Here is a 12121-nt window from a genome sequence, read left to right on the forward strand (position 1 = left end):
GACAAAGGAGGAGGCACGATGTCAGATTCTTCAAGAAAGTCGGGTTCTGCAAAAGTATCCGGATCGTCAAAACGTTCAGCGGCTGCAAAAAAGCCAGAGGCTTTAACGCAGCCCGTTTCCTCCACCCATCCTGCTATCGCCTTTGATGCCTCAGAATTTACCGCCGCGCTGCGCCGCCAACAGCGGCTCGGTGGCGTCGCGTCCCTGAAAGCGATGACGCCAGTGCAGTGCTGGCGCGCCGTCAGCCTTGCACTGTCTGAACAACTGCTGATGCACTCCGCTTCGCCAACGTCTCCTGCTGCCAATACGCCTCAGCGCCATGTGAACTACCTGTCGATGGAGTTTCTGCCCGGTCGTCTGACGGGCAACAACCTGCTGAATCTGGGCTGGTATGACGCGGTAGCTGCCGTGCTGGCTGAGCAGGGGCTGAACCTGAGCGACATTCTGGAGCAGGAAACCGATCCGGGTTTAGGCAACGGCGGATTAGGTCGGCTGGCGTCCTGCTTTCTGGATTCGATGGCAACGGTGGGGCAGCCTGCAACGGGTTACGGCCTCAACTACCAATACGGCCTGTTCCGGCAGCATTTTGCGCAGGAAAAGCAGCAGGAAACGGCCGATGACTGGCAGCGCGATACCTATCCGTGGTTTTTACCGCGCGCGGAGCTGGCGGTGGATGTCGGGTTTGGCGGGCGTCTGCAACCTCAAACTGACGGCACCTTGCGCTGGTTGCCGGATACCGTTTTCAGAGGTGAAGCCTGCGATCTGCCAGTGATTGGCTATCACAACGGTGCGGCGCAACCGCTGCGTTTGTGGCGTGCGACGCATCGCGCGCCGTTTGATTTGACGCTATTCAACGAAGGGCACTATCTGCGTGCGGCACAGGCGGGGATTTCCGCCGCCAGTCTGACCAGCGTGCTGTATCCGAATGACAATCACGCGGCGGGCAAACGTCTGCGCCTGATGCAGCAATACTTCCACTGTGCCTGTTCGGTGGCCGACATTCTGCGCCGGCATCTTAAGGCGGGACGCGCGCTGTCCACGCTGCCGGATTATGAAGTCATCCAGCTTAATGATACTCACCCGACGCTGGCGATCCCTGAACTGATGCGGCTGCTGATGGATGAGCATCAGATACCGTGGGAGGAAGCCTGGTCGATAACCGGACGCACTTTTGCCTATACCAACCACACGCTGATGCCGGAAGCGCTTGAGCGCTGGGATGAACGGCTGTTTGGCCGCCTGCTTCCGCGCCACCTGTCTATCATTCGGCAAATCGATACGCAGTTTAAGGCGCAGGTCGAACAGCAATGGCCTGGCGATCGGCAGGTATGGGCGAAACTCGCGATTCGCCACCAGCGCCAGATTCGCATGGCAAACCTGTGCGTTGTCAGCTGCTTCGCGGTCAATGGCGTGGCGGCGCTGCACTCGGAACTGGTGGTGAAAGATCTGTTCCCGGAATATCACCAGCTGTGGCCGACCAAATTCCATAACGTCACCAACGGCATTACGCCACGCCGCTGGCTAAAGCAGTGTAATCCGGCGCTGTCCACGCTGATCGACGACACGCTGCACACGCCGTGGGTGAATGACTTGCCCGCGCTGCAAGGGCTAGAGCCCTATGCTGACGATGCTGGCTTTCGTGAGCGTTATCGACAAATCAAAGCCGATAATAAAACGCAGCTGGCGACTTATCTCCGCCAGCAGTACGACATCGTGATCGATCCGCACGCGTTGTTTGATGTGCAAATCAAGCGATTGCATGAATACAAACGCCAGCATTTGAATCTGCTGCATATCCTCGCGCTATATCGTCAATTGCGTGACAATCCGCATCTGGATATAGTGCCGCACGTCTTTTTGTTCGGTGCCAAAGCGGCACCGGGCTATGTATTAGCAAAAAACATCATTTATGCCATTAATCGGGTCGCTGCGGTCATTAATCAGGATCGCCGCGTTAACGATTGCCTGAAGGTCGTCTTCCCGCCGGACTATCGCGTCTCGCTGGCCGAACGGATGATTCCTGCCGCAGATGTGTCTGAACAGATTTCAACGGCAGGTAAAGAGGCGTCCGGCACGGGCAATATGAAGCTGGCGCTGAACGGCGCGCTGACCGTCGGCACGCTGGACGGGGCGAATGTGGAAATGGCGCAGCAGGTTGGTGCAGACAATCTGTTCATTTTCGGTCACACCGTCGAACAGGTAAAAGCGCTACAGGCGCAGGGCTATGAGCCGTCTGACTACCTTGCTGTGACACCGCTGCTGCGTGAAGTACTGAACGAACTAGCGAGCGGTGCATTCAGTCAGGGGGATAAAAATGCGTTTGCCCCGCTGTTGGATAGCCTGCTGAAGCTGGGCGATCCCTATATGTTAATGGCCGATTTTGCACCGTATTGTGAGGTGCAGCAGCGTGTTGATGCGCTTTACCGTGAGCCGGATGAATGGACGCGCCGCTGTGTGCTGAATACCGCCAGAATGGGGATGTTCAGTTCGGATCGGGCGATTCATGATTACCAGACGCGCATTTGGCAGGCGCATCGTTAGGAAAAGGAGAGGGTGTTCAAGGTGGATAAACTGGCAAGCCAGCAGACAGGCATCGCGGAAAGCTATACCGATGCGTATGGCAAAGAGCACATTGTTGCGGCCGCAATCAGAAACCAGATTCAGGCCATGATGGACGTTTCTGATAGCGATAATGCACCCTTGCCGCCTGTTCGGGTCTTTTTGCAAGGCCGGGATGCGGTCATCGAGCTTGCTGGTCACGGTGAATTCCTCTGGACGCTGATGTATGAAAACGGCGGTCAAATTCAAGGACAGATAACGGGCGGCTCAACGCTGGCGCTGCCGGGTGTGCTGCCGCTGGGTTACCACTACCTGACGCTGACGCAGGCCGACCAGCGCTGGAGCTGTCGGATTATTGTTGCCCCGCACCGCTGCTATGAACCCGAATCCTTACTACAGGGAAAACGCTGGTGGGGCGTGACCGTCCAGCTGTATACCTTGCGATCGCAGAACAACTGGGGCGTCGGGGATTTTGGCGATCTGCGCCAACTGGTAGAACAGATTGCCCGACGTGGCGGTGCCTTTGTCGGGCTGAATCCGCTGCATTCGCTGTATCCCGCACTGCCAGAAGCTGCAAGCCCTTACAGTCCTTCCTCTCGGCACTGGCTGAACATTATTTATATCGATGTGAATCGGATCGATGATTTCCAGCAGAGCAGTGAAGCGCAGGCATGGTGGCACCGTGAGGATACGCAAAGCGCGGTGTCTGCGCTGCGGGCGGGGCGCTGGGTCGATTATGAACCGGTGACGGCCCTTAAGCTGACCGCTTTACGGCTGGCTTTCCGCTACTTTACGACGCGCAGTGCGCTGGATCCGCGCATTAGCGCCTTTCGCCAGTTTGTCGTGAGCGGTGGGCAGAGCCTGCAACTTCAGGCGACGTTTGATGCATTGCAGGCTTACCTGAAAAAGCAGGGCGAGAATTACGCGGACTGGCACCAATGGCCTGCCAGCTACCATGACGTACACAGTGAAACCGTGAAGTCATTCCGCCGTGAAAACAGCGATGAGATTACGTTTTACAGCTGGCTGCAATGGGTGGCGCATGAGCAGCTTGCGGAGTGCTACGCGCACAGTAAACAGCTTGGTCTGCCGCTCGGTCTGTATCGCGATTTAGCCGTTGGCGTTGCAAAGGGTGGCGCGGAAACCTGGGACGAACGGCAGCTCTATTGCCTTGATGCCTCTATCGGTGCACCGCCGGATCCTCTGGGGCCGCAGGGACAAGACTGGCAGCTTGCACCTGTGAATCCTACTATGCTGCAGCTTCGTGGCTATCAGCCTTTTATCGACGTCCTGCGCAGCAACATGGCGCACTGTGGTGCATTGCGTATCGATCACGTGATGGCGCTCTTGCGCCTGTGGTGGATACCCAAGGCGGAGTCGGCGGGCAACGGGGCTTACGTGTATTATCCGGTCGACGATCTGCTGGCGGTACTCGCGTTGGAAAGCCAGCGTCATCGCTGCCTGATTATCGGTGAGGATTTAGGCACGGTGCCGCCGGACATTGTCAGCAAGCTGCACGACTACGGTATCTATTCTTACAAAGTGCTGTTCTTTGAAAAGGACGAGGAAAACCACTTCCGCGCACCGGAAGATTACCCGCGTCAGGCCATGACAACGATCACCACGCACGATCTCCCGACGCTGCGCGGCTACTGGCAAACCGTGGATTTATCGTTGGGGCGGGAATTGGGTCTGTACCCAACAGAAGCGCTACTGCAAGAACAAATGCTGCAGCGTGAGAAAGCGAAACAGGGGCTGCTCAACGCATTGCACGAATTCGGACTATTGCCGCAGCGGGTTGGTCGCAACTCGGCGCTGACAACGATGGGCGCACCGCTAAGCCGTGGCGTTCATCGCTATGTCGCTGACAGCGCCAGCGCGCTGGTGGGGTTCCAACTGGAAGACTGGCTGGACATGGCGACGCCGGTTAATGTGCCGGGTACCAATCGTGAATACCCCAACTGGCGGCGCAAGCTCACGCGTCCGCTGGAGTCGATCTTCGCTGACCGCTGCCTGGAAAGACTGGTTCGGGATATGGATTTGCGTCGTGGCGCGCCGATGAAAGCGCAGAAAGCCTAACAGTAGAATAATACTCTTCCTCCCCTGAGTCGGGGAGGAAAAGCAAAGAGAAATCAGCAGGGGAGAGGATTAGTAGTAGGAGTGCTCGCCGCGCTGGTGTTCGGTGAGATCTCTCACGCCTTTCAGCTCAGGGAAGGTTTGCAGCAGCTCCTTCTCAATCCCTTCTTTCAGCGTGACGTCAACCATAGAACAACCGTTGCAGCCGCCGCCAAATTGCAGAATCGCCAGACCGTCATCGGTAATTTCCATCAGCGTCACACGGCCGCCGTGGCCAGCCAGCTGTGGGTTGATCTGCGATTGCAGCACATACTCCACACGTTCCATCAGCGGGGCGTTGTCGTCCACTTTACGCATTTTGGCATTCGGTGCTTTCAGCGTCAGTTGAGAACCTAACTGGTCGGTCACGAAGTCGATTTCAGCGTCTTCCAGATAAGGTGCGCTGAGTTCGTCCACGTAAGCAGAAATCTTTTCAAACTTCAGTACGGTATCGCTGGCTTCTACGGCATCCGGCGGGCAATACGACACGCCACACTCGGCGTTTGGCGTACCTGGATTGATAACAAATACGCGAATCTGTGTGCCTTCTTCCTGTTTTGCCAACAGTTTCAGGAAATGCTCCTGAGCAGCATCGGTAATACGGATCATAAGAGTAAGCTCGATAGTTGACTGCACTTATCGGTTATAATACGCCCATCCTCCCCCCAACTACAAGGTTCGGCACAAACACCAGACCTGAACGCCCGCTGCACCTTGAGCCAGTAGCAGCCTGCTGATTTCGGCGGCGGTACTGCCCGTCGTAACCACATCATCCAGTAAAACCACCTGCTGCCCGGACAGCGAGACATCACAGGAAAATGCACCCCGCAGATTTCTCCGTCGTGCGCTGGCGCTGAGCGTTTGCTGTAGCGGCGTGCGCCGGGTGCGCTGCAATTCGCGTGGCTCGTAAGCACAGTTCAGCCAGCGGGCGAGAGGCCGGGCGAGCAGCTCGGTCTGGTTGAAGCCACGTCGCCACTGGCGGTTCCGGTGCAGGGGAACGGTGAACAGACGGTCAGGACGAAACAGGGGAATCCGCCCGGAGAGCTTTCGCTCGCGGTAGGTCATCTGCCAGCGTAGCAACAGCTGTCGGGCGAGCACCGCTGCCAGCTCGGTTTTACCGTGAAACTTAAGATGCTTAAGCAGCGTGTTGAATGGCGGCACGTAGTCGCTGATAAACGTTATTGATTGCCAGGGCGGCGGGTTTTGCAGGCAGCGTCCGCACTGATGTGTTGTATCGGTTGAGGGTAAGCCACAGCGCGGGCAGCAGAGGGGCAAACGCGGCAAATGGCGCTGGCAGTACGAGCAAATTCCCTGCTGGCTGTGATGAAGCGGCAATAAGCATAGCCAGCAGCGTGCGGAGATGGTTAACATTGTTTTCCTTAACGATCGTTTTCCCTGAAATACATTGACCCCATGCAAGCGTGAAGGGGTTTCCTGAGGAAGGAAGATAACTGATGACAGCGTTGTATTGGCAGACTGAAGGTGCAGGAAATACGGATCTTGTGTTGCTGCACGGGTGGGGATTGAATGCGCAGGTATGGCAAAGCATGATTGCGCGACTCGCCCCGCATTTTCGTCTGCATTTAGTCGATCTGCCGGGCTATGGCAGAAGTCAGGGATTTGGGCCGATGCCGCTGAGTGACATGGCGAACATCGTGCTGGCGCAGGCGCCGGAACACGCCGTCTGGCTAGGGTGGTCGCTGGGCGGATTGGTGGCCAGCCAGATTGCGTTGAGCGCCCCTGCGCGGGTGGACAAGCTGATTACCGTGGCGTCATCCCCTTGTTTCAGCGCGCAGGACGGCTGGCCGGGCATCAAGCCGGACGTCTTGCAGGGATTCCAGCAGCAGCTTAGCGAAGATTTCCAACGTACGGTCGAGCGGTTTCTGGCGCTGCAAACGCTGGGAACGGAGAACGCACGGCAGGATGCCCGACTGTTAAAAAGCGTGGTGCTGGAACAGCCGATGCCGTCAGTCGAGGTATTAAACGGCGGGCTGGCCATTTTGCGCGAAGCGGATTTACGCCAGCCGTTAGCCGACTTGGCCGTGCCATTCCTGCGGCTCTATGGTGCGTTAGACGGGCTGGTGCCGCGTAAGGTTGCCGGATTGCTGGATGACCAGTGGCCGAACTCAACCTCAGTCGTCATTCCAAAGGCCGCGCATGCGCCGTTTATCTCGCACCCTGATGCCTTTACCGAGCAGGTGATCGCGTTCGCGCAGGCGTAGCCGACGATAATTTACATTTTCTCCTCAATTTCTCCACGATTTAGCCGACATCGACAGTTAAGGTAATTCGGCACCCTGTGCGCAGGGGGTCTCTGGGTTGAATGAATCCGATTTCGAACGATTATAAATAGGCTGCTCGTGAAGCAGCCACGTTAAAATATGGCTGAGGAGTGTTGGAGAGATGGCGAACTTTTTTGTCGACCGTCCCATTTTTGCGTGGGTGCTGGCTATCCTTCTCAGCCTTTGCGGTATGTTGGCGATCAAGTCATTGCCGCTGGAACAGTATCCCGATCTGGCTCCGCCCAGCGTGCGGATCACGGCGAGCTACCCCGGCGCGTCGGCGCAGACGCTGGAAAATACCGTCACACAGGTTATTGAGCAGAGCATGACCGGGCTGGATAACCTGATGTACATGTCCTCGGACAGCAGCAACACTGGGCAAGCCAGAGTCATGCTGACCTTTGAGGCCGGCACCGACCCCGATGAAGCTCGCCAGCAGGTGCAAAACCAGCTTCAATCCGCTATCCGCAAGCTGCCGCAGGACGTCCAGCAGCAGGGCGTCACCGTGAGTAAAACCGGCGATACCAATATTCTGATGGTCGCGTTTGTTTCTACCGATGGCAGCATGGACAAGCAGGATATCGCCGATTATGTCGCGACGAATATTCAGGAACCGATTAGCCGTATCAGCGGGGTGGGCGAGGTTTCTGCGTATGGATCGCAGTATGCGATGCGCATCTGGCTGGATCCGGCCAAACTGATGGATTATGCGTTGACCACCAGCGACGTAGTGCGGGCGATTGAATCGCAGAACAGTCAGGTCTCGGTAGGGCAGGTCGGCGGCGTGCCATCTGTGGATAATCAGGTGCTTAATGCGACAATCAACGCGCAGTCGCTGTTAGAGACGCCGCAGCAGTTTCGCGATATCACGCTGCGCGTCAAGCAGGATGGTTCCGCCGTGACGTTAGCTAACGTTGCAGAAGTCGAACTGGGCGCGGAACGCTATGATTTTCTCAGTCGTTTCAACGGCCAGTCCGCCTCTGGTCTGGGAGTGACGCTGGCGTCCGGTGCGAATGAGCTGGAAACCGATAAGCGGGTCAGAGAACGTATCGAGGAGCTGTCGCAGTACTTCCCGCACGGGCTGGAAGCCAAAATCGCTTTCGAAACCTCCCCTTTTGTTAAAGCCTCTATCACCGATGTGGTGAAAACTCTGTTCGAAGCGGTGCTGCTGGTCTTTCTGGTTATGTACCTGTTCCTGCAGAATTTCCGCGCCACGCTGATTCCTACTATTGCGGTGCCGGTGGTATTGCTCGGCACGTTTGCCGTGCTGTATGCCTTCGGCTTTAGCCTGAATACGCTGACGATGTTCGCGATGGTGCTGGCGATTGGTCTGTTGGTCGACGATGCCATTGTGGTGGTGGAAAACGTAGAGCGTGTGATGAGCGAGGAAGGGCTCTCACCACGTGAGGCGACGCGAAAATCGATGGGGCAGGTGCAAGGGGCGTTGGTCGGGATCGCGCTGGTGCTGTCCGCCGTATTTGTGCCGATGGCCTTCTTTGGCGGCACGACGGGAGCGATTTACCGCCAATTCTCCATCACGATTGTGACCTCAATGATTCTGTCTGTGCTGGTGGCGATGACGCTGACGCCCGCGCTGTGCGCGACGCTGCTCAAGCCGCTTGCTAAAGGCCAACATCACGGCCGTAAAGGATTCTTCGGTTGGTTTAACCGCAGCTTTACCCGTACGTCGCTGAAGTATGAGCGTGGTGTCGGCAAGATATTGATCAGCAGCGGGCGCTGGCTGCTGCTGTATATGGGCATCATCGGGATTATGGCCTTCCTGTTCTTCCGGCTACCGACCTCATTTCTGCCGCAGGAAGATCGCGGTGTGTTCACGACACAAGTGCAGCTCCCGCCGGGCTCGACGCAGCAGCAGACCTTACAGGTGGTCAACAAGATCGAGCAGTATTATCTCACGCAGGAAAAAGACAATGTGACGTCCGTGTTTTCCACCATTGGCTCAGGGCCGGGCGGAAATGGGCAGAACGTAGCGCGGCTGTTTGTACGTCTTAAAGACTGGGGTGAACGCACCACGCCGGAGAGCAGTTCGTTTGCGGTGATCGAACGCGCAACCAAAGCCTTTCGTTCTATTAAGGAAGCGCGGGTGTTCGCCAGTAGCCCGCCGTCAATTAACGGGTTAGGTAGCGCCGCCGGTTTCGCCATGCGGTTACAAGATCGCGCGGGACTGGGACACGATGCGTTGATGGCGGCGCGGGATCAGCTGTTAAATATGGCTGATAGCAACCCCGAACTGACGCGCGTGCGCCACAACGGTCTGGATGATAGCGCGCAGTTGCGCATTCATATCGATCAGCGTAAAGCACAGTCGCTGGGCGTATCGGTGGATGACATTAACAGCACGCTGAAAACGGGGTGGGGTTCTACCTATGTGAATGACTTCCTTGACCGTGGCCGGGTGAAGAAAGTCTACGTTCAGGCGGCGGCGAAGTTCCGCATGCTGCCGGACGATGTCAGCAAATGGTATGTGCGCAACAACAGCGGCGGCATGGTGCCATTCAGCGCATTTGCGCAAACCGCCTGGGAAACCGGCTCGCCGCGCCTTGAACGTTACAACGGCTATTCCTCGCTGGAGATTGTCGGCGAGGCGACGCCGGGCGTCAGTACCGGCACGGCGATGAATGTCATGGAATCGCTGGTGGCGCAATTGCCGGAAGGCTTTGGATTACAGTGGACGGGTATGTCGTTGCAGGAGCGATTGAGCGGGGTGCAGGCACCGGCGCTGTATGCCATTTCGCTGCTGGTGGTGTTCCTGTGTCTGGCCGCGCTCTATGAAAGCTGGACGGTGCCGTTCTCCGTCATGCTGGTGGTGCCGATGGGCGTGTTGGGGGCGCTGGTGGCAACCTTGGCGCGCGGTCTGGAAAACGATGTCTATTTTCAGGTTGGGCTACTGACGGTGGTCGGGCTATCGGCGAAGAACGCCATCCTGATAGTGGAATTCGCCAACGAGATGAACCAGAAAGGGAAGGATTTGGTTGAGGCCACGCTGGAGGCTTCCCGCCAGCGGCTGCGGCCGATCTTGATGACGTCACTGGCGTTTATTTTCGGTGTCTTACCGATGGCGACCAGCAGCGGTGCAGGCTCGGCCAGCCAGCATGCGGTGGGAACGGGCGTGATAGGCGGGATGCTGGCTGCTACCTTCCTCGCCATTTTCTTCGTGCCGCTGTTCTTTGTCGTCGTACGCCGCCGCTTTCCGTTAAAGGAGAAAGCACCGGAGTAGGGTAATAGTCGACATTTCCTGACGACCTGATGGCATTCGTCAATGGTGGTTTGCTGGGTGTCCATAAACAACACTATTTAGTCCGAACTGTTCATTTCTTCACGCTGAACAGTTCGCTCTAATACCTCTGTAAAAGAGGAGAGGTTATGGACATCACAGTATGGTTTTACTTCGCACTTGCCTGTTGCGGCCTTGCTCTGACCCCTGGGCCGAATGCGTTACTGGTCATCACGCACAGTATTCGATTCGGGCCTGCTATCACCCTGTATACCATTTGGGGTGGCATACTGGCCTTCGCGCTGCTGATGGTTGTGTCCCTGTTTGGCATTGACGTGTTGCTTACCATGTACCCTGCTTTCCTGACTTACATAAAATTTGCCGGCGGCATGTATCTTATCTGGCTGGGTTTCAGGCAGTGGCGGTTAAGGACGCTGCCTATCAGTGAATCTGCGCCAGTGGTGGCATCAATAAATCGGTTATCCCTTTTTACTCAGGGTGCCGCGTCGGCAGGGGCGAATCCGAAAGTCTTTTTATTCTTTGGGGCGTTTCTCTCTCAATTTATCGATCCGACAAAGGACACATTGCTGCAATTTGTCGTGATGGTTGCCACCTTTGTCGCCGTGGAGTTTCTGGTTGAACTGGCTATCAACCTAACGGCGGGGCGATTTCGGGTTTATCTTGCAGAGCATGGCAAAGCCTTTAGCATGGTTTGCGGTGCCATCTTTATGACGATTGGCGGACTGGTGTTGTTTATGCAGTAAGCGGTGGGTCTTGCGCTAAAAAGCCGCTTTCCCTCGCTGAGCGTTAAAATAGGGTTATCTCTGTCTGGATTGCGTTGTCGCGATCCGCTTTTTGAGCAGGCGTAACATGGTCAATCCCCAGATAAAATTCGTTCTGCTGCTGATGCCGGGTTTTTCCCTTCTGTCGGTCGGTGGATTTCTCGATAAGCTGCGGTTCTCCAGCGATGAGGAAGACTATAGTCGTCAGGTGAACTGTTCCTGGACGCTGACGACGCTGGATAACCAGCCTGTGAAAGCCAGCTGTGGGGCCGTGCTGGTGCCAGACGAGGCGGTTTCAGCGCGGAAAATCCATGCTGAAAACTGCGATTATTTCGTCATTTTCGGTGGGAATACACCCGCCAAAGTCATGTCTGATACCGCCTCTTATCTCCCCTTGCTGCGGCACCTTCGGCGCAGCAAGATCCCGCTGGTGAGTGTCGATAATGCCGCCTTTCTGCTTGCGGAGACGGGGTTTTCTGGCAAACGCATTCTGGTTCACTGGCGTCATTTTGGTGAGTTTAAAGCGCTTTTTCCGTCTATTACCCCCGTTACGGACAGGAACGTCATGGAGGAAGGCGGTATCTATTCCTGCCCCGGCGGCAGTGCCACCATCGAGCTGGCAGCCTTTCTGCTGGAAAAAAAGCTGGGAAGAGAACGGGCTATCAAGGGATTGTCAGATATGTTGGTCGGTGGGTTTGTTCCTCCGTCTAGCCTGACATGGAACAGCCCTGAGCTTGAAGGCGCGCCGACGTCGGTACGACGGGCGCTGACTATCATGCGCCAGAGTCTGGCAAGCAGGCTAACTTCTGAGGATATTGCTCAGCGCAGCGGCCTGTCGCGGAGACAGCTGGATAGATCGCTGCAAAAGCGCATTGGCCGTACCATCCAGCAGACGTACATGGACATGAAGATCGCTCAGGCCTGTTGGCTGATGCTGCGGACTTCCCGCACCTTGTCCCAAATTGCGGCAGATACCGGCTTTGCCGATCCCAGTCATCTGAGCCGTATTTTCCGGCAGCATCTGGGGATGGCGCCCGGAAAGTGGCGTCGGGAGAATGCATTTGAAACGTAACAGCCAGATTGTATTTGTTATTGAAAATAGATGTAGATGCAATAATTTATGGGTAAATTCATCAAACTGTAAAAAA

Annotated in this window: 8 protein-coding genes; 6 read left to right on the forward strand and 2 right to left on the reverse strand. The window is 56.3% G+C overall.

Annotated elements, in window-relative coordinates; genetic code table 11:
- The first annotated feature begins 18 nt into the window (after positions 1-18).
- Together malP and malQ are read left to right on the forward strand one after the other, a co-directional pair.
- A complete protein-coding gene (malP, locus tag H4F65_RS19825; protein ID WP_010277850.1) occupies positions 19-2541 on the forward strand; it encodes a maltodextrin phosphorylase in 2523 nt (840 codons plus the stop codon).
- A gap of 12 nt (positions 2542-2553) precedes the next feature.
- Complete coding sequence (gene malQ, locus H4F65_RS19830; RefSeq protein WP_010277848.1) at positions 2554-4638, forward strand: 4-alpha-glucanotransferase; 2085 nt, start codon at positions 2554-2556, stop codon at positions 4636-4638.
- Positions 4639-4707: 69 nt separating this feature from the next.
- On the opposite strand, the gene nfuA is transcribed toward malQ, so the two are convergent.
- Together nfuA and gntX are read right to left on the reverse strand one after the other, a co-directional pair.
- Positions 4708-5283, reverse strand: a complete 576-nt coding sequence (nfuA, locus tag H4F65_RS19835) for a Fe-S biogenesis protein NfuA (protein WP_010277845.1) — start codon at positions 5281-5283, stop codon at positions 4708-4710.
- A 60-nt stretch (positions 5284-5343) separates the two neighbouring features.
- The gene (gene gntX / locus H4F65_RS19840; RefSeq protein WP_010277841.1) at positions 5344-6045 is read right to left on the reverse strand and encodes a DNA utilization protein GntX; all 702 of its coding nucleotides are present in this window, start codon (positions 6043-6045) and stop codon (positions 5344-5346) included.
- 83 nt (positions 6046-6128) lie between these two features.
- On the opposite strand from gntX, the gene bioH reads away from it, so the two are divergent.
- The 4 genes from bioH to H4F65_RS19860 all read left to right on the forward strand — a co-directional run bounded on the left by bioH (position 6129) and on the right by H4F65_RS19860 (position 12045).
- Positions 6129-6896, forward strand: a complete 768-nt coding sequence (bioH, locus tag H4F65_RS19845; protein WP_010277837.1) for a pimeloyl-ACP methyl ester esterase BioH — start codon at positions 6129-6131, stop codon at positions 6894-6896.
- A 181-nt stretch (positions 6897-7077) separates the two neighbouring features.
- Positions 7078-10194, forward strand: coding sequence for a multidrug efflux RND transporter permease AcrD (acrD, locus tag H4F65_RS19850; protein WP_010277834.1), 3117 nt, complete (start codon positions 7078-7080; stop codon positions 10192-10194).
- A 146-nt stretch (positions 10195-10340) separates the two neighbouring features.
- Complete coding sequence (locus H4F65_RS19855; protein ID WP_010277832.1) at positions 10341-10955, forward strand: LysE family translocator; 615 nt, start codon at positions 10341-10343, stop codon at positions 10953-10955.
- Positions 10956-11061: 106 nt separating this feature from the next.
- On the forward strand, positions 11062-12045 hold the full coding sequence (locus tag H4F65_RS19860; protein ID WP_010277830.1) for a GlxA family transcriptional regulator: 984 nt from the start codon (positions 11062-11064) through the stop codon (positions 12043-12045).
- Positions 12046-12121: the final 76 nt, after the last annotated feature.

The organism is Pectobacterium brasiliense (assembly GCF_016950255.1).
Classification (GTDB): domain Bacteria; phylum Pseudomonadota; class Gammaproteobacteria; order Enterobacterales; family Enterobacteriaceae; genus Pectobacterium; species Pectobacterium brasiliense.

Bases quoted from the DNA above. Each gene is read 5' to 3' on its own strand.
- malP (WP_010277850.1), top strand. From the start codon at position 19: ATGTCAGATTCTTCAAGAAAGTCGGGTTCTGCAAAAGTATCCGGATCG.
- nfuA (WP_010277845.1), bottom strand. From the start codon at position 5,283: ATGATCCGTATTACCGATGCTGCTCAGGAGCATTTCCTGAAACTGTTG.
- gntX (WP_010277841.1), bottom strand. From the start codon at position 6,045: ATGTTAACCATCTCCGCACGCTGCTGGCTATGCTTATTGCCGCTTCAT.
- bioH (WP_010277837.1), top strand. From the start codon at position 6,129: ATGACAGCGTTGTATTGGCAGACTGAAGGTGCAGGAAATACGGATCTT.
- acrD (WP_010277834.1), top strand. From the start codon at position 7,078: ATGGCGAACTTTTTTGTCGACCGTCCCATTTTTGCGTGGGTGCTGGCT.
- H4F65_RS19855 (WP_010277832.1), top strand. From the start codon at position 10,341: ATGGACATCACAGTATGGTTTTACTTCGCACTTGCCTGTTGCGGCCTT.
- H4F65_RS19860 (WP_010277830.1), top strand. From the start codon at position 11,062: ATGGTCAATCCCCAGATAAAATTCGTTCTGCTGCTGATGCCGGGTTTT.